The 22,341-nt window shown below is 66.2% G+C and carries 24 protein-coding genes; 8 read left to right on the forward strand and 16 right to left on the reverse strand.

Going from position 1 to position 22,341, the window contains the following annotated elements; genetic code table 11:
- The first annotated feature begins 70 nt into the window (after positions 1 to 70).
- Positions 71 to 436, forward strand: coding sequence for a hypothetical protein (locus tag J2808_RS17090; protein ID WP_309818991.1), 366 nt, complete (start codon positions 71 to 73; stop codon positions 434 to 436).
- Between the two features lie 50 nt (positions 437 to 486).
- Here J2808_RS17090 and J2808_RS17095 read toward each other — a convergent pair whose 3' ends face one another.
- Positions 487 to 1,032, reverse strand: a complete 546-nt coding sequence (locus J2808_RS17095) for a CGNR zinc finger domain-containing protein (protein ID WP_309818993.1) — start codon at positions 1,030 to 1,032, stop codon at positions 487 to 489.
- 71 nt (positions 1,033 to 1,103) lie between these two features.
- Here J2808_RS17095 and J2808_RS17100 point away from each other — a divergent pair, with 71 nt between their 5' ends.
- A complete protein-coding gene (locus J2808_RS17100) occupies positions 1,104 to 2,105 on the forward strand; it encodes an EamA family transporter (protein WP_309818995.1) in 1,002 nt (333 codons plus the stop codon).
- 70 nt (positions 2,106 to 2,175) lie between these two features.
- On the opposite strand, the gene J2808_RS17105 is transcribed toward J2808_RS17100, so the two are convergent.
- Positions 2,176 to 2,439 carry a WXG100 family type VII secretion target gene (locus J2808_RS17105; RefSeq protein WP_309818997.1) on the reverse strand — a complete coding sequence of 88 codons (264 nt, stop codon included), beginning with the start codon at positions 2,437 to 2,439 and terminating at the stop codon, positions 2,176 to 2,178.
- Positions 2,440 to 2,672: 233 nt separating this feature from the next.
- Between J2808_RS17105 and J2808_RS17110 the strand changes: the two genes are divergently transcribed.
- Entirely contained in the window at positions 2,673 to 2,945 is a 273-nt protein-coding gene (locus tag J2808_RS17110) for a DUF2277 domain-containing protein (RefSeq protein WP_309819000.1), read from the forward strand.
- Positions 2,946 to 2,956: 11 nt separating this feature from the next.
- Here the strand turns inward: J2808_RS17110 and J2808_RS17115 are convergent, their stop codons facing one another.
- The 6 genes from J2808_RS17115 to J2808_RS17140 form a co-directional block, all read right to left on the reverse strand.
- Positions 2,957 to 5,476, reverse strand: a complete 2,520-nt coding sequence (locus J2808_RS17115; protein ID WP_309819001.1) for a heavy metal translocating P-type ATPase — start codon at positions 5,474 to 5,476, stop codon at positions 2,957 to 2,959.
- 25 nt (positions 5,477 to 5,501) lie between these two features.
- Positions 5,502 to 5,732, reverse strand: a complete 231-nt coding sequence (locus J2808_RS17120) for a heavy-metal-associated domain-containing protein (RefSeq protein ID WP_309819003.1) — start codon at positions 5,730 to 5,732, stop codon at positions 5,502 to 5,504.
- Between the two features lie 70 nt (positions 5,733 to 5,802).
- Positions 5,803 to 6,150: a metal-sensitive transcriptional regulator gene (locus tag J2808_RS17125; protein ID WP_309819005.1), complete on the reverse strand. Its 348-nt coding sequence runs from the start codon at positions 6,148 to 6,150 to the stop codon at positions 5,803 to 5,805.
- Between the two features lie 271 nt (positions 6,151 to 6,421).
- Complete coding sequence (locus J2808_RS17130) at positions 6,422 to 6,940, reverse strand: universal stress protein (RefSeq protein ID WP_309819007.1); 519 nt, start codon at positions 6,938 to 6,940, stop codon at positions 6,422 to 6,424.
- Positions 6,941 to 7,001: 61 nt separating this feature from the next.
- Positions 7,002 to 7,787 (reverse strand): class F sortase, encoded by a 786-nt coding sequence (locus J2808_RS17135; protein ID WP_309819008.1) that lies wholly within the window; start codon positions 7,785 to 7,787, stop codon positions 7,002 to 7,004.
- Positions 7,788 to 7,901: 114 nt separating this feature from the next.
- On the reverse strand, positions 7,902 to 8,579 hold the full coding sequence (locus J2808_RS17140; protein WP_309819010.1) for an LPXTG cell wall anchor domain-containing protein: 678 nt from the start codon (positions 8,577 to 8,579) through the stop codon (positions 7,902 to 7,904).
- A 348-nt stretch (positions 8,580 to 8,927) separates the two neighbouring features.
- On the opposite strand from J2808_RS17140, the gene J2808_RS17145 reads away from it, so the two are divergent.
- From J2808_RS17145 to J2808_RS17155, 3 genes are all read left to right on the forward strand, one after another.
- Positions 8,928 to 9,128, forward strand: a complete 201-nt coding sequence (locus J2808_RS17145; protein WP_309819012.1) for a hypothetical protein — start codon at positions 8,928 to 8,930, stop codon at positions 9,126 to 9,128.
- A 74-nt stretch (positions 9,129 to 9,202) separates the two neighbouring features.
- The gene (locus J2808_RS17150) at positions 9,203 to 10,348 is read left to right on the forward strand and encodes a WD40/YVTN/BNR-like repeat-containing protein (RefSeq protein ID WP_309819014.1); all 1,146 of its coding nucleotides are present in this window, start codon (positions 9,203 to 9,205) and stop codon (positions 10,346 to 10,348) included.
- A complete protein-coding gene (locus tag J2808_RS17155; protein ID WP_397428079.1) occupies positions 10,302 to 10,628 on the forward strand; it encodes a MoaD/ThiS family protein in 327 nt (108 codons plus the stop codon). Before J2808_RS17150 ends, J2808_RS17155 begins: the two co-directional genes overlap by 47 nt.
- Positions 10,629 to 10,630: 2 nt before the next feature.
- On the opposite strand, the gene J2808_RS17160 is transcribed toward J2808_RS17155, so the two are convergent.
- Positions 10,631 to 10,867, reverse strand: a complete 237-nt coding sequence (locus J2808_RS17160) for a hypothetical protein (RefSeq protein WP_309819018.1) — start codon at positions 10,865 to 10,867, stop codon at positions 10,631 to 10,633.
- A 169-nt stretch (positions 10,868 to 11,036) separates the two neighbouring features.
- Between J2808_RS17160 and J2808_RS17165 the strand changes: the two genes are divergently transcribed.
- Entirely contained in the window at positions 11,037 to 11,516 is a 480-nt protein-coding gene (locus tag J2808_RS17165) for a hypothetical protein (RefSeq protein WP_309819019.1), read from the forward strand.
- Between the two features lie 105 nt (positions 11,517 to 11,621).
- Here J2808_RS17165 and J2808_RS17170 read toward each other — a convergent pair whose 3' ends face one another.
- Positions 11,622 to 13,316 (reverse strand): alpha-amylase family protein, encoded by a 1,695-nt coding sequence (locus tag J2808_RS17170; protein WP_309819021.1) that lies wholly within the window; start codon positions 13,314 to 13,316, stop codon positions 11,622 to 11,624.
- Complete coding sequence (locus J2808_RS17175; protein WP_309819022.1) at positions 13,313 to 14,335, reverse strand: TIGR03885 family FMN-dependent LLM class oxidoreductase; 1,023 nt, start codon at positions 14,333 to 14,335, stop codon at positions 13,313 to 13,315. Before J2808_RS17175 ends, J2808_RS17170 begins: the two co-directional genes overlap by 4 nt.
- Positions 14,336 to 14,439: 104 nt before the next feature.
- On the opposite strand from J2808_RS17175, the gene J2808_RS17180 reads away from it, so the two are divergent.
- Positions 14,440 to 15,516, forward strand: coding sequence for an ATP-dependent DNA ligase (locus J2808_RS17180; protein WP_309819023.1), 1,077 nt, complete (start codon positions 14,440 to 14,442; stop codon positions 15,514 to 15,516).
- Here J2808_RS17180 and J2808_RS17185 read toward each other — a convergent pair.
- The 5 genes from J2808_RS17185 to J2808_RS17205 all read right to left on the reverse strand — a co-directional run bounded on the left by J2808_RS17185 (position 15,473) and on the right by J2808_RS17205 (position 22,253).
- Positions 15,473 to 17,179 carry an ABC transporter ATP-binding protein gene (locus tag J2808_RS17185; RefSeq protein WP_309819025.1) on the reverse strand — a complete coding sequence of 569 codons (1,707 nt, stop codon included), beginning with the start codon at positions 17,177 to 17,179 and terminating at the stop codon, positions 15,473 to 15,475. The two genes, J2808_RS17180 and J2808_RS17185, sit on opposite strands and share 44 nt — an antisense overlap.
- Entirely contained in the window at positions 17,176 to 18,006 is an 831-nt protein-coding gene (locus J2808_RS17190; RefSeq protein WP_309819028.1) for an ABC transporter permease, read from the reverse strand. The genes J2808_RS17185 and J2808_RS17190 overlap by 4 nt, the downstream gene beginning before the upstream one ends.
- Entirely contained in the window at positions 17,999 to 18,940 is a 942-nt protein-coding gene (locus J2808_RS17195; protein ID WP_309819030.1) for an ABC transporter permease, read from the reverse strand. Before J2808_RS17195 ends, J2808_RS17190 begins: the two co-directional genes overlap by 8 nt.
- A 20-nt stretch (positions 18,941 to 18,960) precedes the next feature.
- Entirely contained in the window at positions 18,961 to 20,517 is a 1,557-nt protein-coding gene (locus J2808_RS17200; RefSeq protein ID WP_309819032.1) for an ABC transporter substrate-binding protein, read from the reverse strand.
- 416 nt (positions 20,518 to 20,933) lie between these two features.
- Entirely contained in the window at positions 20,934 to 22,253 is a 1,320-nt protein-coding gene (locus J2808_RS17205; RefSeq protein WP_309819034.1) for an MFS transporter, read from the reverse strand.
- Positions 22,254 to 22,341 lie beyond the last annotated feature (88 nt).

Below are 22,341 nucleotides of genomic sequence, written 5' to 3' on the forward strand. Positions count from 1 at the left end.
ACCCTGCGGGACAACCGCACACATACGAACCAGCGGGCCATAGCGGCGTGGCTGTAGGAGAGGAAATATCGTGGCAGACCAGAAACCAGGCAAACCGCGCAAGCTGCGGACCTCGGTGAAAGGGCCGCTGATGTTCTCCGCGTTCTGGGCCGTACTCACCTTCGTTTCAGTACTCATTTTCGCCTCGGGCGGCAGCTCCCACGAGCCGCGGTTCGATCTTGCGTTCACCGGCGCCGGCATCGCGTTCATTGTCACGCTGGTTATTGCGGCCATGCTTTCCATGAGCCATAAGGAAAACGCCGAGCACCTGGGCAAGGGCTCCGGGGTCAACCTCAGCTCGGCCAAAAAGTCATCGCATGGGTTCGGCGGCCACGGCCAAGGCCAGCAGGGCGGCACTTCCGGGGCGCCTGACGCTGACGGACCAAGCCACTCCTAGCTCGCCGGCGCCCCCACGCGCGCCAGGCCTGGTGAGGCGGAGGCCTCCATCTAGCGCACCGCAGCCTGCCTCGCTCGGTAGGCGGCGACATGCGCGCGGTTTGCGCAGTTTCCGGTATCGCAATACCTTTTCGACCGGTTGCGGCTGAGGTCCAGGAGTACCGCATCGCAGTCCTCCGCCTCGCAGACCAACAGCCGGTCCATCTCTTTGCTTCGGATGACGTCCACCAGGGCCATGGCAGCCTCAGTGCTCATCCGGTCTGCCAGGGGCGCTTCCATGGTGGTGGCGTGCAGATGCCAGTCCCACCCGTCATGCTTCATCAGCTGGGGGAGGGCATTCGCCTCCCGCAGCAGCCCGTTAACAGCGGCCACCGCAGTGTCCTCATCGACGGTCCACAGCGCCGCCAGCCGGCTGCGCAGCTCATGGACGCTGGCCAATTCCGCCGCATCCCGCGTACGGGAGCCGCTGAACCGCTCCTTTTCAAGGAAGAGATCCAGCTCCGCCTCGGTGGCTAACGTTTCCCGTCCGTTCGCGGCCGTGTTGATCAGGTTGACCACCGTGCGCAGGGCAATCTCAGTGTCAGGGGCAAAAACCATCTTGACTCCTTACTCGGTCGGGGCGTAATGTCAGGACCATAACCCCACTTTACTCCTGACAGGAGGCGACGGTGTCTGCCGCCCTCAACCCCGCACCTGCGCGGGAACTCCTTGGCTCCGGCCTGGGTATCGCATTGTTCTCGTCGGCCGTCTTCGGACTGTCCGGCTCTTTCGCGAAGGCACTCCTGGAGAGCGGCTGGTCTCCCGGCGCGGCTGTGACGGCCCGGCTGACCGGCGCCGCGCTGATCCTTGCCATCCCGGCCATCCTGGCATTGCGGGGACGGTGGCACCAGCTGCGGGACAACTGGGTCACCATCGGCCTTTTTGGCCTGATCGGCGTGGCCGCGTGCCAACTTTTCTACTTCAACGCGGTGGAGCGGCTCTCCGTGGGGGTTGCCCTGTTGCTTGAGTACCTCGCCCCGGTGCTCATTGTGCTGTGGCTGTGGGCCGCCAGCCGCAAACGCCCAAGGGTGTCGACTTTCGGCGGAACGGTGCTGTCCCTCGCCGGCCTGGTCCTGGTACTCGACCTCACCGGCAGCGTCAAAATTGACGGCGTCGGGGTCCTCTGGGGATTGGCCGCCGCGGTGTGCCTGGCCATTTATTTCTTCATCACGGCCAAGGAAAACGATTCACTGCCGCCCATCGTCCTGGCGTCAGCCGGACTGATGGTGGGTGCGGCCGTCATGTGGATTGCCGCAGCCACGGGACTGCTTCCCATGGCCTTCAGTACCGCGGACACCCGGCTCGGGCCCTGGATTGCGCCCTGGTGGGTTGCCCTGGGCGGCCTGGTGATCCTGGCGACTGTCCTGGCCTACGTGTCAGGCATCATGGCTGCCCGCGCGCTCGGCTCCAAAGTTGCGTCCTTCGTCTCGCTGACTGAGGTGCTGTTCGCCGTGATCTGGGCATGGCTGCTTCTGGGTGAACTTCCCGGCGTCATCCAGCTTTTGGGCGGATTGCTCATTGTTGGCGGCGTGGTCCTGGTGCGGCTGGATGAGCTACGCCCCGGTGCCGTGGTTTCCACCGGGGAGCCTGCACCGCTGGATCACGCGAACGACGTCGAACCCGTCCCCTAAGCGCCGACGCCCTTAAACGCGCGAGGGCCCGGACACTCTGTGGTGTCCGGGCCCTCCGTCAAGGTGGTGGCTAGCGTGAAGCCTGGTCCTGCTCGTTGGCGTTCTGGGTTGCCTTCGTGCCGGCATCCTTCAGCGCCTGGATGACCTGGTTCAGAGCACTGGTGTGCGTGCTGCTCCACTCGCTGCGGAAGAGCTTTGCGTCCGGGCCTTCCCACGTGGTGCTGTCCAGCATGCGGGAAAGGTTAATCCGCTGCTGCTCGATTTCCGAAGCACCGGACTGCAGCCTCGTGCCAAGAGTCCTGAGCTGCTCTACATCTGCGCCCCAAATAGCCATCAGTTTCTCCTCATATGTCATTGGATCCGATCCAGATCGGCATCCCCAGCGGCCCCCGGCTCATCCGGAAGATCCATTACCTAGAACCTATCCCGGCCCCCAAACAGTGTCGATGGGCACGCCTGCCCATGCGCAATATCGGTGGTTGGGCTTGTCGAAACCTGGATCCCGACAAGCTCGATCACTGCAGGGCAGGGGTCGATTCCAGGCGTTCCAGAGCCTAGCATGGCGGTATGTGCCGGAATATCCGAACCCTCCACAACTACGAACCGCACGCTACCTCCGAGGAGGTGCACGCCGCCGCCCTGCAGTACGTCCGCAAGATCAGCGGCAGCACCAAGCCGTCCAAGGCCAACGAGGACGCCTTCGAAGCGGCAGTGCACGAGATCGCCCACATCACGCAGCACCTGCTGGATTCGCTGGTGACGCACGCACCCGCCAAGGACCGAGAAGAAGAGGCTGCCAAGGCCAAGGCCCGGGCAGCCGTCCGCTTCGGCACCGCCTGAGCGGGGCGTCCCTAGCCGGTTGGGCCCGGCGCAGACTCTTTGCCGAAGCTGCGCAGCCGCAGTGAGTTGGCCACCACCAGGACTGAACTCGCCGCCATCGCGGCACCGGCGATCATCGGGTTCAGAAGGCCCAAGGCGGCCACCGGAACGCCGATGGCGTTGTAGAAGAACGCCCAGAACAGATTGGTTTTGATGGTGGCCAGCGTCCGCCGCGAGAGTTCGATGGCCTGGGCCACCTGGCCGAGGTCATCGCCCATCACGGTGAGGTCCGCCGCTTCAATGGCCACATCCGTGCCTGACCCCATCGCGATGCCCAGATCAGCCTGGGCCAGCGCGGCGGCGTCGTTAACGCCGTCGCCGGCCATGGCCACCGTGGCACCGCCGGCCTGGAGCTTCCTCACGGCCTCGACTTTTCCGGCCGGCAGTACGCCTGCGTAAACATCACCGGGGGAGATCCCGACGGCGGTGGCCACTTGCCTTGCCACTGCGGCGTTGTCACCGGTCAGCAGGATGGGCCGCAGTCCCAGCTTCTTGAGCCGCGCGATTGCTGCCGCGGAGCCCGGCTTGACGGTGTCCCGGAGACTGATGATCCCGGCAGGTGAACCGTCCACGGCCACCCAGATTGCCGTGGCACCGGTCGCCTCCGCGGCGGCCAGCGTCTCCTGCTGCGCTGGGGAAATGCTGACGCCGTTTTCGCTGAGCCAGCCGCTGCGGCCTGCGAGGACAACGCGCCCGTCCACGGTTCCGGCCACTCCGCCGCCCGGCGCTGAACGGAAGTGCTCGACGGCGGGAAGCCGTCCGCCGTCGTCGTACCCGGTTTGTCCCGGCAGGGCTGCTGCCGCGATGGCGTGGGCGATCGGGTGCTCCGAGGCGGCCTCTACAGCGCCCGCCAGCCGCAGCACGTCCCGGCTCTGGTGACCGTCAAAAGCCAGGGTGTCGTCCACGGCGAGCTTTCCGCTGGTGACGGTGCCGGTTTTGTCGAGCAGGATGGTGTCCACGGTGCGGGTGTCCTCGAGCACCTGCGGGCCTTTGATCAGGATGCCCAGCTGGGCTCCCCGTCCGGTTCCGGTGAGCAGGCCCACCGGGGTGGCAAGCCCCAGCGCGCAGGGGCAGGCAATGACCAGGACCGTGACGGCGGCGGTGAACCCGGCCCGAAGCTCGGCTGGATCAATCACCGGGCCGCTGAGGAAAAGCCAGAGACCAAAGGTGAGCACCGCTATGGCAAGGACGATCGGAACAAAAACGGCGCTGATCCGGTCGGCGAGGCGCGCGATAGGGGCCTTGCCGGTCTGCGCCTGCGATACCAGCCGGGCCATCTGGGCCAGCGTGGTTTCAGAACCCACCCTTGTTGCCCGGACCAGCAGGCGGCCGGAAGTATTGATCGTCGCGCCGGTGACCTTGCTCTCCGGGCCCACCTCTACCGGGACGGACTCGCCGGTCAGCAGCGAAGCGTCCACGGCGGAGCTCCCGTCGATCACCACGCCGTCGGTGGCGATCTTCTCGCCGGGGCGGACTACCACGACGTCTCCCACCCGAAGCTGCCCGGCAGGGACCTTTCGCTCGGAACCGTTGTCCAGGATGGTGGCGTCCTTGGCGCCCAGGTTCAGCAGCGCCTTGAGCGCGTCGCCGGCCTTCTGCTTGGCGTTCGCCTCCAGGAACCGGCCCAGCAAAAGAAAAGTAGTGACCACGGCGGCGACTTCAAAGTACAGGCCGCCGGATTCCATTCCTTCCATGGCCGGATGCTCGGTCATGCGGGGGTCGAGGGCCAGTTGCCAGACACTAAAAAAGTAGGCGGCGGCGACGCCGATGGAGACGAGCGTGTCCATCGTGGAGGCAAGATGGCGCGCATTGATGGCCGCAGCACGGTGGAAGGGCCATGCCGCCCAGCTGACCACCGGAAGGGCCAGCAGCCCGGCCACCCAGCCCCAGTTGGCGAACTGCAGCGCCGGGACCATCGAGATCAGGAACACGGGAACCGTCAGGACTGCGGCCACGATGAGCCGCGGCCTCAGTTGGGCGGCGGCGGGGCCATGGGCCATGTGGTCACCTTGCGCACCGCCGTCGCGTGCCGTGTGGTCTCCATGTGCGAGGCCCTCAACACCGTGGGCCATGTGGTCACCAACCTCGGCGCCACCGGCGACATTCTCTGCATGCTCGCTCATTCTTCGCTTAGACGCATGCTGCCGCATGTCCCCGGCGTCGCCGCTGTGCCCGTCTCCCAGAGGGTCGTGCTGACCTTGGCCGTGATCGGCGTGTGTGTGCTCGTGCGCGTCGTGAGTGTGGGTGGGGGACTGGCGGACTGTTGCCCTGTAGCCCGTGGCGTTGACTGTGTCCACGATCTGCTGGTCGGTGATGCCGGCCGGGACGGTGACGTGGGCGGACTCCAGCGGGAGATTCACCGAGGCTTCCACGCCGTCGAGCTTGCCGAGTTTCCGCTCCACGCGGTTCACGCAGGAGGCGCAGGTCATGCCCTCGATGTCCAGTTCAACCACCCGGCTGGCCGCCTGGTTCAGTAAGTGTTCGGTGCTCATGGGGGATCCCCCGATCTGTACTCGTTTAAGCGTTGTTGGCTACAACCAGGTAGCCGGCCTCGGCCACTGCTTCACCGATCTCGGCCGGCGACAACTCCTGGCTGGACGTGATGGTGACGGTTGAGATGCCCCCGGCGTTGAGGTCGACGTCCACCTCTTCGACCCCGGCAAGCGACTCAATTTCTTCACTGACGGAGGAAATGCAGTGACCGCAGGTCATGCCGGACACGCTGACGGTGGTGGTGATGGTGCTCATGGGTGGCTCCTTGGGGAGGGTCGGCGAATGGCCGGTTGGTGGATGCTGTTGAAGGCGTTACCTGGCGGCGTCAGCGCAGGAGGCGGCCGATGGCCTCCGCCGCCTCCTTGACCTTGACGTCGATGGCTTCCGCCCGAAGGTCAGGATCAGGTTCTGCGGCAGCGCCTACCACGCAGTGTCCGATGTGCTCTTCCACAAGTCCAAGGCTTACGGCGTGAAGGGCCTTGGTGACTGCGGAGACCTGGGTCAGGATGTCGATGCAGTACTTGTCTTCGTCCACCATCCGGGCGATCCCCCGGACCTGGCCCTCGATCCGCTTGAGCCTGCGCAGATAGGCGTCCTTGTTGGCGGTGTAGCCGTGCAGCGGGGCGGGGGCGGCGCCTGCGCGGTTGGCAACGGTTGCTTGTGGAGATTCCATGATCTCAACATATACCCCATGGGGGTATCGCGCAAGTACCCCCTAGGGGTATCAAAGGGGCTGATTTTGACCACAAAAAAGCTCCGGAGTGCGTTATTGGGGGATACGCACTCCGGAGCAGTCTTTGGGCAGAATCTCCCCGGCCCGCGGCCGGATCTCTCTGCATGAATTAGCTTACTTGCCAGTATGGCTGTCCGCCACCACCTCGAATAACTACTTTCGCTTTATTATCCCGAGGCTGTCTCGGGCCCCTCCTGGGCGGGGGCGGGACCTACTCGCGGTCCTGGTGCGCCGGCCTCCGGTAGGGGACCACCAGCACGGGCCGGCTTTGGTGATGGGTCAGCCACAGACCCACCGAACCGTTGAGCATTTCGGAGAGCCGGTGCGACAGGCCCCGCTCTGACGTGCCCACGATGATCATGGGGACGTTGCTTTCCGCGGCGAGCCGGGCGAGTGCACGGGCAGGGTCCCCCGCCAGGGTGCGCAGCGTCCATTCCACGGGCACGCCTCCGGTGCCGGCATTGGCCACGGTACTTTCGATGACCGCCTTGAGGTCGGTGGTCACCGCGCGGACGTCCTCGTCATCCTGGCCCGGGTGCAGCGACAGGCGATGCGCGGACCTGCCCGGATCCCATTCCACCAGATAGCTGGCCTCGTCAACGTAGGCGCACAGCAAAGGCGCCGACAGCCTGGCCGCGAGGTTTGCTGCCGTAGTCAGCACCTCCGGATGCTGATTGGGCAGCACGCCCACCAGGAGAGGGGGCGGGCCACTGAACCGTTCGGGAGTCATAACCCCATTTTGTGCCCGACGGCGGTCGTTGAACAGGCCCAGAGGGGGCGGATCGGGCGGACTACGCGACGGCTGGCGATGCCGAGACCACCACGTTCTTCCCCCACGGATCTTCGGTGTAGCAGCTGATGAGCACAACACGGCTGGGCACCATGTCCCAGATGGGGCTGTCCTTCAGACCGGCCTTGAGGTAGGTAGTGACACTGTCCACGCGGTAACGGATGCTGCCCGTTGCCGTGACCACATTGAACTCGTCGCCTTTGGCCGCGGCGGAGCTGAGGTGGTTGAAGGGCGCGTCCCGGTCTTCCCAGCTGTGCCCAATGATGTAGGTGGTGTTGCCCGAGCCGTTGCCCGGAACTCCGAACGGCGTCAGCCAGTACCCGTCCATGGTGGATGGCGGCACCACGGTGCGGCTGGCCGCCGCAGAGGCATCCGGTTCGAGTGGGTGGACCGCGGTGTCGATCGCTGCCGCCGGGTAGAGGATGCGCAGCGGCGCGGATGCATCCGGGAGAACCGGCCCGGGGGCGGCGGCAACTGGAGTTGGGGTGGCTGCGGACGTCCCGGAGGAGGCCACAGCTGGCTGTCCCGTGCGGGACAGTGGCCACGGAATGGACGACGGCGGGCCAACGGACAGTGCCGGCCCTCCCGCGGCGTGCACGCTGGCAGTTCCTGGGTTGCCGGTGTCCAACTCGTGGAGCAGCGGACCGCCGAAGGTGAGCGAAAGGAAACCCAGGACGCCGCACACAAGGATGGCGAGGTCTCCCCGGTTCCACCCCCGAACCCGGCTCCACCCGGGCCCGGGCAGGACGCGACCGGGGGCGCCATGCCTGCCTGACTGCTTTGCCATGATGCCCCCTTGCCAGTGCAGATGTTCAGGTGCAGAAGATTGAGAGAGTGCTGAGGGCGTCCTGCCAGGCCTGGCAGGACGCCCTCAGTGGAGTCGTCGGAAGCGCTGGTGGCGTCAGCCCGCCGTCGGCGATTCCGTACGGGACTTGCGCCGCACCGCAACCACGGCGCCCGCACCCAGCAGGACGCCCAGTCCGGCCAGCCAGGTGGTGCTGTCCCCGGTTCCGCCAACGGACGTTTGCGCGTTGAAGCCTTCGTTAGTGCCTCGGCTGACGGCCGCTGCCGGCGCCTGGGCAACTGCGCCCTGAGGAGCGGCGACCTGGCCTGCAGGCGTCTGCGCGGCCGGGGTGAGCTTGACCGGGGTCTTAATAACCACGGTCGGTTGTTCCTCCTCGGCGGTCGGCTCTTCGTCGTCCACGGACGGCTGTTCTTCGCCGGGTTCCTCTTCGCCTGGCTCCTCGTCCACGGGTGGCTGTTCCTCGCCGGGTTCCTCTTCCGCCGGCGGCTCTTCCTCGGCCGGCGGTTCCTCTTCAACCGGTGGAGTCACGGCAAGGCACGGCAGCTCAGGATTCGCGCCCGTAGGCCAGTTCATGCCGTTGGGCAGCAGGTCATTGGGCGGGATGACATCTTGCAGATGAATAGTGTGGCCATTGGGTGCACCCAGCGCGTGAATGTCCACGCTGATTGGTTGCCCGTCGTGACAGATGGTGACGTCGTTGGCCGCGTACGCCGGGGCCGTAACGCTGAGCAATGCCAGCCCTGCGACCCCCAAAATTGGTAAGGCTCGTTTCATGGTGTTCTCCCCAGTTGTTTGAAACGGACCATGACGAGGGGACGTAGCAGTTTCCTTATGCCCCAGCAGCACGGTCAGCTTGCTTGTTATTTCAGGCTAGGGCTGGCGGCAGGTGCAGGTCGTGAGTAGGGGGTACTCGTCTTTTGCAACCGCTGACCTGCGGCGATACCTGTTTCTACGCGGAAACGGAACGCGCTCCCGGAATTGGACACCCGGGTTGCGATTTCAATGCCTTGGTCCGGGCCCTAGGCGGAGCTCACACCGGTGGCGTGGCTCCGGTATCCCGCACCCTTGAACGGAGACTTGCCCGCGCCTAACGTTGAGTCATACGAAAGATGGGTGACGGGCATGGAAATCTACATGTGGTGGCTGGACCTGGACCTGGATAGCAAGGAATGGCTGCGGGAGAACCTCCGTGCGGCGGAACTGCCGCTGAAGGTGTTGCAGGGCATTGCCGAGGCAGGCGGACCGCACCCCGAGACGCCCGTTGCGGTCCTCACGGAGGCGGACTGGGATTTCATCGAGACCCAGTCCGAATTTGTCGACTGAGCCGTCGGCGCCCCCGTCGGCTTAGCCCCACATAGCCGAACAAACCGTTGCGGCCCCCCGGCCGTGGTGGTTGCATGGGGTGCATGGCAACCGCAGAGAGTTTTGTCCTGGCAATCGGGACCAAAAAAGGCCTTTGGCTGGCTACGAGCCAGGACCGGCAGTATTGGTCCTTCTCAGGCCCGCACTTCCTCATGAGCGAAATACCCAGTATCGGCATAGACACCCGGGATGGCCGGACGCGGATCATGGTGGGCGTCAGATCCGAGCATTGGGGTCCCACGGTGGCGCACTCGGATGATCTGGGAGCCACCTGGACCGAACCCGAAAAGGGGGCCATTACTTTTCCCGAAGACACGGGCGCGGCGGTGGAACGGATCTGGCAGATCTACCCGGACGCAGAGTCGCGGCCAGGCGTGGTCTGGGCAGGGGCCGAGCCGATCTCCGTCTGGAAATCGACCGACGGCGGCGAGCACTTCGAGCTCAACCGCGGACTCTGGGACCATCCCCACCGCAGCGAATGGGGCGCGGGCTACGGCGGGGCGGCCGCCCACTCCATCGTGGTCAATCCCGCGGGGGACAACGTCCACATCGCCATGAGCACTGGGGGCGTGTACCGCTCGCTCGACGGCGGAACCTCCTGGGAGCCCCGGAACAAGGGGATCTCGGCCTACTTCATGCCGGATCCCAACCCCGAGTTCGGCCAGTGCGTGCACAAGATCGCGGCGGATGCCACCGTCGAAGGCCGCCTGTACGCGCAGAACCACCACGGCGTCTACCGCACGGACGATAACGGCGAGAACTGGAACTCCATCGCCGAAGGCCTCCCGGCGGACTTTGGCTTTGTGATGCTCACCCACCCCCGCCGGGAGGGGACTGCCTGGGTTGTCCCGCTGGTGGCCGACAGCGAGCGGAACCCGCCGGAGGGCAAACTTGCCGTGCACCGCACGGACGACGCCGGGGCCACCTGGAAGCGGCTTGACTCCGGGCTGCCCTCGGGCGAATACAACAGCGTGCTGCGCGACGCCGCGTCCGTCGATTCCGCTGAACCGGCGGGCGTCTACTTCGGAACACGCGGCGGCACGGTCTACGCCAGTGCTGACGAAGGCGAGACGTTTGCGGAGGTGGTTTCGCACCTTCCGGACGTCCTGTGTGTCAGGGCAGCCGTGATCTCTGATGAGTTGCTGCCGGTTCCGGAAACGGCAGCAGCCCACAGTGCCTGACATCAGTGTGGTGCTCCCCAGCGTCCTGCAGCCGCTGGCCGGCGGGCAGTCCATTCTGACTGCGCCCGCCGAAGGGCCTTTGACGGTGGGGAAGCTGCTCGAAACTGTGACCGGGGATTACCCGGTGCTGGCGCGGCGCCTGCGGGACGAAACCGGGGCACTTCGCCGCTACGTGAATATTTACGTGAACGGCGACGAAGTGCGGCGTCTCCAGGGCCTGGAAACTGAGGTGGCTGCCGGTCAGGAGGTGCTGGTTATCCAGTCAGTGGCCGGCGGCTAGCCTCAGGCGACCCGCCACACGCTGCATTCGTCCGTGTTGATGGCCTTCCGAGAGCCGGTGTGGTGGTCCATGATCCACACAACGCCGATGCCGGGGGCTGTTTCCTGGACGCTTCCGCGGCGGATGACCACGTCGTCGTAGTTCGGGCCCACTGACAGGCGGGCTTCGATTTCGTCGCCGCGGTGGAGCTGGTCCAGGGCACGGATTCGGGTTACATGGGCTTTGGCTTCCTTCAACATGGCGGGGGCCTCCTGGCTGGAGCTGATGCCTGCACTTGCCGGCTATTCCAGTGTGGCGGCGCTTTGTTGCAGGCTGGTTTCCTGACGGTTAGGGCCCGGTTAGTTCTCTGCGCCGGGCCGGTTTCGGCCGCCAGCAACTCTTCGGCGAGTGGATGCCTAAGGTGGTGGCATGGAGTTCGCAGAGGGAATCTGGACCGGAGTGCTGGCCGCGGCGGCAGTGGCGCCGCTGGCGACATTCGGGGTGGTCCTGGTGGCCTATCTGACCTACCGGCAGAAAGCGCACGCGGATAAGCGGGACCAGTGGTGGAAGCGCGCCCAGTGGGGCATCGACTCCGCCCTGAACGACGCCGATCCGCAGCGGCGGCTGGCTGGCATCAAAGTCCTGGTCCAGCTCATTGGCAGCGATCTGGCCACGCCGGAGGACGCTGACCTGATGAGCGCACTGGCAGTGGGGATCCAGGACCAGGAGTTGGGCCGGCCCCCGCGTGAGGCCCGGACAACCGGGGTGCGTGCCGATGGACCGCCTGGCACCCGTCACGAAGTGCGGCTTGATTCACGGGACCAGACAGTGGTTGTGGACTCCGCGGCGGCGGCCCGTATTCTCCGCGAGGCCGAGAAACTCATCGCAGTTCCGCGGCCTATGGCATGACTGCGCCCCCGCCGGGAGAAGAGCGCGCCCGCGCCGGGACGGCAAGCGATGATGAGGCTGCAATGACGGGCCCTGGGCGAATGACGGGCCCTGGGCGTCAACCCATCACGGCGCCAGCCGATCACCCGGCTGCTGCACCCGGAACCACCGGTACCCGTAGCGGCCCAGCTCAACCGTGAAGCCGCCGTCGGGCTCCAGCGGCACGTTGCCGCCGTCGAGGACATCCAGCAGCAAGGCCCCCTTGTAGGCCCGCGTCGGCCCGTCCTCGGGTGCCACAGTCCCGGTGACCTTTGCCTTTGCGGTGCCGAAGTTGTGCAGCAGCACCATGGTGCCTCCGTCCGAGGTGCAACTGTGGGCAAACACCGCGGGTTCGGGCTGGTCGATCAGCGCGAATTCGCCCCAGCCCAGCTCAGGGGATTCGCGGTAGCGCTGGATCAGAGTGGCCATGAAGTTCCAGAGGGACTCCGGGTCCCGTTTGGCCGCGGCGGCGTTCACGTGGTCCGGGCCGAATTCGCCCCGGACCAGCGGGGCCACCAGGTCGGAAACCTTTGCGTCGGAGAAGCCACCGTTTTTTGTGTTGTTCCACTGCATGGGGGTGCGCACGGCTGACCGGCTTTTTTGCCGCAGGTCCTCTCCCATGCCGATTTCCTCGCCATAGAAAAGGACAGGGGTGCCGGGGAGGGAGAACATCAGCGAGTACACCATCCGGATCCTTTCGGCGTCACCGCCGAGCATCGGCGGGATCCGGCGGCGGAGTCCGCGGCCGTAGACCTGCATGTTCTTGTCGGGACCAAAAGCGGCGAAGACCTCTTCGCGCTCGGCGTCGTTGAGCTTGTCCAGGGTGAGTTCGTCATGGTTGCGGACAAACATGGCCCACTGGTTGTCGGGATGCAGCGGCGGGCGGCTCTTCAGGTTTTCCGCCAAGGGACGCGCATCATGGCGGGCGAGGGCAAGATACAGGTGCTGCATGGTCATGAAGTCGAACTGCATATTCAGCTCGTTGCCCTCTTGGCCGCCGAAGTACTCCAACTGCTCCTTGTAGGGCAGGTTCACCTCGCCCAGCATCACCGCACTGCCGTTTCGCCGGCTCAGGAAGCTGCGGAGCGCGCTGAGGTACTCGTGCGGGTCGAGGTTCGCGGCCTCGTCCTTGGGCTGGCCGCGGGTTTCGAGGAAGAAAGGCACAGCGTCCAGCCGGAAGCCGTCCAGTCCCAGTTCGAGCCAGAGGCCCATGGCCTTGGCGATTTCGTTCCGGACCTTGGGATTGGTCACGTTCAGGTCCGGCTGGTGCTCAGCGAACATGTGCAGGTACCACTCGCCGGTGGCCTCGTCTTTGGTCCACAGCGAGGTCTGCTCGCCCGGGAACACCACTTCCGAGGACGTGTCCGGGGGAGTGTCTGCCCGCCAGACGTAGTAGTCACGGTAGGGGTTGTCCTTCGACTTGATTGCTTCCAGGAACCACGGATGCTGGTTGGAGGTGTGGTTAACCACGAAGTCGGCGATCACCCGCATGCCGCGGTCCTTGGCGCTGCGGATGAATTCCACCAGGTCCCCCATGGTGCCCAGCCGGGGATCCACGGTGAAGAAATCCGTCACGTCGTAGCCATCGTCGCGGTCCGGGGAGGGGTAGAACGGCATCAGCCAGATGCACGTCACGCCCAGCGCTGCGAGGTAGTCCACACGCTGGGTGAGGCCGGCGAAATCACCGGTGCCGTCGCCGTCGTCATCGAAGAAAGTCTCCACGTCCAGGCAGTAGATGACGGCATTCTTCCACCAGAGGTCAGAGGTTTCGGCGATCCTCACGGCGTGGCCTCCACCCGTGACTGGGCCGCTGGAGGTTGGGCCCCTGCTGCCGGAACGGGCGCCCGGCGCAGCTGAGGCAGCACCTCAGCCGCGAATGCGTCGATGAACGGGGCCTGGTGCTGCCCCACAAAGTGCAGGTACAGCTCGTCGAACCCCAGCGCGACGTAGCCGGCCAGCCACTCGGCGTGCCGGTCCAGGCTGGCGGAGATGTTCACCGACTTCCGGACCTGCTCCTCGCCGATGTGGCCGCTGACGCCGTCGAAATGGGCGGCGGTGGGCAGGTCCCACGGGACGGGAGGAGCGAACGTGTTCGTCCGCCACTGGTCCAGCGCAAAGGCTAGGGCATCCTCTTCCCGCGGCGCCCACGACAGGTGCACCTGCAGGACCGCTTTGCCCTGTCCGCCATTGTCCCGGTAGGCGGCGAGCATGTGCTTCAGCTTCTCCGGCGGCTGGTTCACCGTGACCAGGCCGTCCGCCCAGTCCGCGGCCCGGCGGGCCGTCTCCACGCTGATGGCCGGGGCGATCAGCGGCGGGGGAGGCTCCGGAACATCCCAGATCCGGGCCTGTTCCACGGTCACCAGCCCGTGATGGGTCACCTCCTCGCCGCGGTGCAGGCGGCGGATGATGTCCACGCACTCCTCAAGCCGCTGCTGGCGGGTCTCCTTGGGCGGCCAGGCATCCCCGGTGACATGCTCGTTCATGTTTTCGCCGCTGCCGGGCGCAATCCAGAACCGCCCCGGAAACATGGCTCCCAGGGTTGCCGAAGCGTGGGCGATCATGGCGGGATGGTAGCGCTGGCCCGGCGCCGTCACCACCCCGAAACGAAGGCCGGTGGTGGCCAGTGCGGCCCCCAGCCAGGACCACGCAAAGCCGGAATGACCCTGCCGGGCCGACCACGGCTCGATGTGGTCGGAGCACATGGCGGCATCAAAGCCTGCCTGCTCCGCATACTGGACGTCCTTGAGCAGCTGTCCGGGACTGATCTGTTCATGGGAGGCATGGAAGCCGAGAGTGACCATCGTTAAGGTCTACAGGGCCGCCGCGTTCCGTGTCGAGGCTTCCAACTGGGCGTTTGCGGATCCGGGCCTACCGCCGCCGTGCCTCCCGGGCAAGAATGGGGCCTATGAAACTTCCCGTGATGCCGCCCGTTTCGCCCATGCTCGCCAAGGCTGTCAGCGGAATGCCCGGCGGCGCCCTGAGCTATGAGCCGAAGTGGGACGGTTTCCGGTCCATCATCTTCCGCGATGGGGACGAACTGGAGATCGGCAGCCGCAACGAGAAACCCATGACCCGGTACTTCCCGGAGCTGGTGGAAGCCCTCAAGGAGAACCTGCCCCCGCGCTGTGTCCTGGACGGCGAGATCATCCTGGTGGGCCAGTCGGGGGACCGGCTGGACTTCGACGCCCTGCAGCAGCGCATCCATCCGGCGGTCAGCCGGGTGAAGCTCCTGGCGGAGCAGACCCCGGCGTCGTTTGTGGCTTTCGACCTGCTGGCGCTGGGCGATGAGGACTACACAGGCCGGCCCTTTTCAGAACGACGGACCGCACTGGAAGAGGCGCTCGCCGGCAGCAAGGCACCCGTCCACCTCACGGCCGCCACGCTGGACAAAAACACCGCCGAGCAGTGGTTCCGGCAGTTCGAGGGCGCAGGACTGGACGGGATCGTGGCCAAACCGCTGGAAGGCAGCTACCAGCCGGACAAGCGGGTGATGTTGAAGGTCAAGCACGAGCGGACGGCCGACTGCGTGGTTGCCGGTTACCGGGTGCACAAGAGCGGGCCCGACGCCATCGGCTCGCTGCTGCTGGGTTTGTACAAGGACGACGGCGGCCTGGCAAGTGTGGGCGTGATCGGCGCCTTCCCGATGAAGCGCCGGCTGGAACTGTTTGAACAGCTCCAGCCGCTGGTCACGGACTTCGACGGCCACCCGTGGGCCTGGGCAAAACAGGCGGAAGGCGAACGGACCCCACGCAACTCCGAGGGCAGCCGGTGGAGCGCCGGCAAGGACCTGTCCTTTGTGCCGCTGCGCCCGGAACTCGTGGTTGAAGTCAGGTATGACCACATGGAGGGTGAGCGCTTCCGGCACACTGCCCAGTTCTCACGCTGGCGGCCGGACCGGGATCCCGAATCGTGCACGTACGCCCAGCTGGAGGAACCAGTTAACTTCGACCTGGCCTCGGTGCTTGAGACTGGCCGGCCGTAGCCGTTGGTATGCCCTGACCGGGCGCGCGGGGCGCACGGGGCAGTTCCGTCGCGTCCAGCACGGTCCACAGCCCGTCCGCCCGGCACGGGATCGAAGCTTCAACGAGCGCCTGGCTGTGCGGGTGCGTGGGTGCTGCGAAGAAGTCCTTGGTTTCCGCCACCTCGATCACTCGGCCCTGGAGCAGGACCGCAACCCTGTCGCACATGTACCGCACCACGTCCATGTCATGTGAGATGACGATCAGGGACAGGTTGTGTTCCCGCTGCAGCCGCAGCAGCAGGTTCAGGATGGTCCGCTGCGTGAGGGCATCCAGTGCCGAGGTGGCTTCGTCGCAGATCAGTATTTGCGGCTCCAACAGGAGGGCGCGGGCGATGGTGGCGCGCTGGAGCTGGCCGCCGGAGCATTGGCCCGGGCGCTTGTCCAGCAGCGCGGCGTCCAGTTCCACCTCGGCCATCACCGCGGCGGTCCGCTCGTCGCGCTGTTCCTGCGAAAGGGCACGATGTGAGCGAAGCGGGGCCTGCAGGCTGGCCCGCAGCGTCATCCGCGGGTCAAAGGCGCTGTGTGGTTCCTGGAACACCAGCTGGACGGCCGTGGCCGGGCGGGGGCCCGCTGCATCCAGCAGGCGGGTGATGGATCCTGTGCTGGCCGCCTCCAGGCCTACGATGGCCTTGGCCAGGGTGCTCTTGCCGGAGCCGGACTGGCCCAAGACACCGAGGATTTCCCCGCGTCGCAGGCTCAGCGATACATCCTGCAGGGCGGCGTGGCCGAGCTTTCGCCGGGACCCGAAGTGCTTGCCCACGCGGTCCAGAACCAGGACTTCCCGGTCCGTGGACGGCGGACGACGGCGGGACTCCGGCGCCAGGCGCGCGGCGGCCAGCAGCTCCCGTGCATAGTCTGTCCTGGGACGGGTCAGAAGCTCGCCGGCCGGGCCGGCCTCCACGATTCTTCCGGCGTTCATCACGAGCACGCGGTCGGCGAAGGCGGCCACCGAAGCGACGTTGTGGGTGATGTAGAGAATGCCCAGGCCGCGTTCCCGGCGCTCCCTGTCCAGTAACTGCAGGATCTGGCGCTCGAGCACTTTGTCCAGCGCCGACGTCGGCTCGTCCGCCAGCAGCATCCCGGGCCGCCCTGCCAGCGCAAGGGCCGTCATGGCGCGCTGGGCCATGCCGCCCGAGAGCTGGTGTGGATAGGCCCGGACTCCCTTGAGGGGGTCCGCGAAGCCCACCTCCTCGAGCAGCTCCAGCGCCTTGTTGCGTGCCTTCGAGCCACGCAGGCCGGCATGGAGCCGCAGCGGTTCCTTGAGGTGCTGTTCAATGGTCCGGTTCGGGTTGAACATGCGCTTGGGCTGCTGGAACAGCATCCCCAGCTGGCCGCCGCGCACGGTATTGAGCTCATTTTCGGATGCCTTGGTCAGATCCAGGCCCCCGAGCCGGATGGATCCGCCGGTGACGTCCAGGCTTGGCGGCAGGAGCTGGAGGCAGGACATCGCGGTCAGCGTCTTGCCGGAACCGGAACCGCCCACCAGGGCCACGAATTCCCCGGGGTCCACCGATAGGGAGACACCCGAGAGGATGGGACTGCCGTGAGTCCCGCCGTCGGGCGCCCTGTGACTTACCTCCAGGCCATCCAGGACCAACCCGTTGTTCCGTGTGCCGCCGCTCATTTTCCTGCCGCCTGCGGCATAAGCAGCGGCGCCGCGGCCATGTGGGCTGCCCGCTGGCCAATCAGGGTCACGCAGAGGGCCACGGTGAAGATGACCAGGCCGGGGGCAAGGATCCCCATCGGGGCGCGGTCCGCGAAAGGCTGGGCGGCTGCCAGCATGGAGCCCCAGTCCGATTGCGGCGGCTGGACGCCGAGGCCCAGGTAGGAGAGCGCGCCCACGCTGATGAGCAGGTGCCCGAAGCGGAGCGTGGCCTGCCCCAGGATCGGCGCTGCGAGGTGGGGCAGGACGTGCCGGAAGATGATGAACGACGGCGGGCAGCCCACCACGCGCGCTGCCTCCACAAAGCCCCGGGCTGAGACGTCGTAGGCCAGGGTCCTCGCGAGGCGGGCAAAGGGTGTCCACCCGGTGACCGTCAGTGCGAGCAGCAGCGGACCGAAGCCGGTGCCAAGCGCCGCCACGATGAACAGCGCCACCACCATTTCCGGCAGCGCAAGCAGCACATCGTTGGTACGGGTCAGGAATTCGTCCACCCAGCCCCGCCGCCTGGCACTGAGGATACCGATGCCTACGCCCAGCAGGCAGGTCAAAAGGGTGGCCAACGCGGCCACGGACATGGAGAACTGGCCGCCTTCAAGGATCCGGCTCAGGGTGTCCCGGCCCAGGTTGTCCGTGCCCAGCCAATGCGCCGCTGAGGGCGGCGCCAGCCGTTCCGCCAGGTTCTGCCCGGCGGGCGGGTAGGGCGAGATCCAGGGCGCCAGCAGCACTGCCAGCACAATGACGGCAAGCACAGCGGCTGCGATGGTGGTAACGGTAAACCGGCTACGCAAGGGTTCCTCCCACTGTGCGGCTGAGGAAACGGTGCATAAAGTCGGCCAGGGTGGTCACGCCGACAGCGAGGGCCACCACAACCACCACGCCGCCCTGGGCGAGGGGGATGTCGCTGTTGACGACGGCGTCGAAGAGCAGCCTGCCCATCCCGGGTACGGCGAAAATGACCTCCACAATGACCGATCCGCCCAGCAGGCCGGCGAACCACACCGCAAACAGGGTTGTGAGCGGCACGAGGCCGTTGGGTACCACATGCCGGAGGATGGCCTGGCCCTGGCTCAATCCCCTGGCGCGCGCCGCCGGCACGTGCTCCGCGGCGGCGGCATCGATGATGCCGGACCGCACGGCCGAGGTGAAGAAGCTGATGGGGCGCAGGGCCAGGGTCAGGGCCGGCAGGACCGCGGATGAGAGATCGTTCCAGCCGGCGGTCGGCAGCACGGACAGCTTCAGCGCGAACACCAGCACCAGCAGAGGGGCCACCCAGTATTCCGGCATGGCGATCAGGGCCTGGGTCACTGCCGTAATGCCCTTGTCTGCGGTGCTTCCCGGCCGCAGCCCGGCAATGATTCCCAAGGGAAGCGATACGGCCGCAGCCAAAACCAGGGACATGGTGACCAGGCTGAGCGTGACGGAAAGTGCCGGCAGCACTTGCTCCGCCACCGGGGTGCGGCTGACGAAGGACAGTCCCATGTCTCCGCTGAAGAAATCCCCCAGCCAGCGGAGGTACTGGACCGCCAGGGGGTCGTTCAGGCCCAGGCTCTCGGTGAGGCCCCGCACCGCGGCCTCGTCCACCGCGTCGCCGGCCACCCGGGACCGGATGATTTTCCGGACCGGATCCCCCGGCGTGAAGTACGGGATCAGGAAGACCGCAAACGAGGACACCACAACGGCGGCCACCAGGGTGGCCGTCCGTTTGGTGATGAACTGCAGCATATGCGGCGGGCTTCGGGGTTCTAGGAGCCGGACTTGGCCGTCTTCGCCGTCAGGACGTAGCGGGACAGCGGGTCCTGGACGTAGGAGAGGACGTTGGTGCCGATGGCGTCCGTTGCCTGTTCGTTGACAAGCCAGGCGTTGACCGCCTTGTCCTGGAGGATCTGGCCCGCCTCGGCGTAGAGCTTGTAACGCTCGGTGGTGTCCACAGTGGTGGCAGCCTGAGCGATGATCCTGTCGTACTCCGGGTCGCAGAAGTGGCTCAGGTTGTAGGTGCCCTTGCACGTGTAGTCGGCGGTGAGGAAGCCGATGGGGTCGGCGATGTCGATCAGCCGGTTCCGCTGGCTGAGCAGCATGTCGTAGTTCCCTGCCAGGACGTCCGGCTCCGCTGCCGCGTACTCCTTGGACTGGATGGTGACGGGGATGCCGATACTTTGGAGGTTTTCCTGCACGACCGCGGCAACGTCGGCGAATTCCGCCCGCTCCACGATGGCGATGATTTCCAGCGGACGGCCGGCGGTGTAGCCGGCGCCGGCGAGCAGTTTGCGGGCTTCCTCAAGGTCCTGCTGCTGTTTTTCCTGCTTTTCGCCTGCCCAGGGCTCGGATGGCGCAAACGGTCCCGCGGCCGGGAGGGCGGCACCTTCGTAGACGCTGGCAGCGAGGGCATCGAGGTCCAGGGCTTCCCGGATCGCCTTGCGGGTGTCAACGTTGTCCAGCGGTGCGCGGCCGTTGTTCATGTACAGCGTGGCAGTGCGGGGAGAATCGGCACCCAGGACGGTGACGCCGTCGTCCGCTTTCAACGCTGCAAGGCTGGCGACGGGGATGGACAGCGAGATGTCCGCTTCGCCGGTCTGGACCTGCGCGGCGCGGGTGGCGCCGTTGGTGATGAAGCGGATTTCGGCGCCGGCGAGCTGCACGTCCCCGCCCCAGTAATTCTCGTTGCGGTCCAGTGTCAGGGACTGCTTCGCCTTCTCGGAGACGGGAGTGAAGGGCCCGGTGCAGTGGCCGAACGGATCCACGCCCTCAGCCTTGTAGGCGGCCGGTGACAGGATGCCGGTGTTGACGCTGGCGAGCCGGTAGGGCACCAGCGGGTTTTCGGCAGGCGTGCTGACCCGGACGGTCTGGGCATCCACGGCGGCGACATTGCTGATCATGGTGCGGTTGAAAGCGCGGGCCGGAACTTTTGCGTCGAGCACGTGGTTCAGTGCCGACACCACGGATTCGGCGGTGAGTTCCGTTCCGTCCTGGAACTTGACGCCCGGCCTGATGCTGAAGTCCCAGTCAAGGGGTGAAGACTGCTTCCATTCGGTGGCGAGGGAGGGGACCACCTTGCCTGCGGCCTGGTCATAGCTGGTCAGCGTCTCAAGGCAGCCGGACAGGGAAAGGATGTAGGCCGCATCGGACTCCAGGGCCCAGTTGGCCACGGGCGCCCGGAAATTGTCCACCACGATCCGCTGGCTGGTGTCTGCCTTGGCGGTCGCCTGGCCGGGCTGTGTCTGGTTACCGCTGAAACCGCACCCCGACAGGGTGAGCGTCAGCGCTGCAGCGATGAGGGGGGAGAGCCGAAGGAAGGAACGCACACGAAACCGCCTTGCAGGGCTGCCTCAGGGGGGGCAGCGAAAAATGGGGACCACTTAGGGTAGCCTCACCTGTGCACGAACAAGAACTTCGTGTCATCCCGCTTCCCGTTCATGTCGGTTCAGGTCCGTTCGGGCGCGCCGCTGTGGAAGGGGCCACCTAGAGTTTTTGGAAGCCCCCTTGCGAACGGAATCCCAAGCTCGGCGCAGCCTTCCACGCCGTGGAGCCGGAATGAGGGTGGACGGCGCCGGCCGGACAAGCCGGGCGGGGGATGCGGATTTCGAACGCATTTACTCGTCGCGGGACCTTGGTCCGGCAGGGACAAGGAGAAGCCCGGCGCGTCCTGGGGACACGCCGGGCTTGGCCGGTGGGCAACCGGGCTGGAAGGGCCGGGTTGCCCGTCCCGGCCCGCGGGGGCCTACTTCAGGCCGAGCTGCCGGGTGGGGACCTTGAAGGTTTCCTTGGCCGTCAGGGCGGAGAAGGCGGCGATGCCGCAGATAACGGCGGTGAAGATGCTGATCTGGACCCAGCCGCCGGGCCTGATGCCGCCCATGGCTGCCACGATGGCGGGAGCAAAACCGGCCATCAGGAAGCCGAGCTGCGTGCCGATCGCCAGGCCGGAGAAGCGGACCTTGGTGCTGAACATCTCGGCGTAGAAGGACGGCCAGACCGCGTTGGAAGCGGCGTAGCCAAAGGAGAAGAACCCGATGGCGGCGAGGAACATCAGCGGAGTGCTGCCGGATTCCAGGCTGAGCAGGAACACCGGGGTGAGGACCGCGCTGGCCACGGCGCCGTAGATGAAGACCGGCTTGCGGCCAATCTTGTCGGCGAGCATGCCGAACAGCGGCTGGGTGCCGAGTGCCACCAGGTTGGCACCAACTACCAGCCACAGTGTGGTGGTGCCGTCCACTCCGGCGACGGTCTTGGCGTAGCTGATGGCCAGGGTGCCGAACACGGTGGATACTGCGGCGATGAACGCGCAGGCAATAACGCGGAGGACGTCACGCCAGTGTCCCTTGAGGAGATCGGCGACGGGGAGTTTGGCGATCTGGGCCGTCTTCTGGGCTTCCTCGAAGGCCGGGGGTTCGTGCAGCGTGCGGCGGATGAAGAACGCAACCATAACCACCACGGCGCTGAGCCAGAACGGGACGCGCCAGCCGATGCCGTACTTGATCTCGTCCGGGAGGGCGAGGACGGGGATGAAGACGAGGGCGGCGAGGATCTGGCCGCCCTGCGTGCCGGTGAGGGTCCACGAGGTGAAGAACGAGCGGCGGTTGTCGGGTGCGTGCTCAAGCGTCATCGAGGAGGCGCCGGCCTGCTCGCCGGCGGCGGAGAGGCCCTGGCAGAGCCGTGCCAGCACCAGCAGAGCCGGAGCCCACCAGCCCACGGTGTTGAAGTCGGGGAGGCAGCCGATGAGGAACGTCGAGGCGCCCATCAGCAGCAGCGTGAACATGAGGACCTTCCGCCGGCCCACGCGGTCACCGAAGTGGCCCAGGATGACGGCTCCCACCGGGCGCGCCACATAGGCAAAACCGAAGGTGGCGAAGGACATGACAGCCGCGTTGGCGCCGGCGTCCGGGAAGAACACCGTGGGGAAGATCAGTGCCGCCGCAGAACCGAAGATGAAGAAGTCGTAGTATTCGACGGCGCTGCCCAGGAAGCTGGCGAGGGCTGCTTTCTTTGGCGTCCCGGCCGGGGCAACTGTGCCCTGCCCGGCGGACGGAAGTGTCTGGCTCATTGTGTTCCTTTGATGTGACGACATTGTCGCGGATGGATCTGGAGAAGCGCAGCCGCACCTGCCTGTGCTGGCAGAGGCGGTGCAGCTG

The organism is Pseudarthrobacter sulfonivorans, from assembly GCF_031454915.1.
Lineage (GTDB): Bacteria > Actinomycetota > Actinomycetes > Actinomycetales > Micrococcaceae > Arthrobacter > Arthrobacter sulfonivorans_C.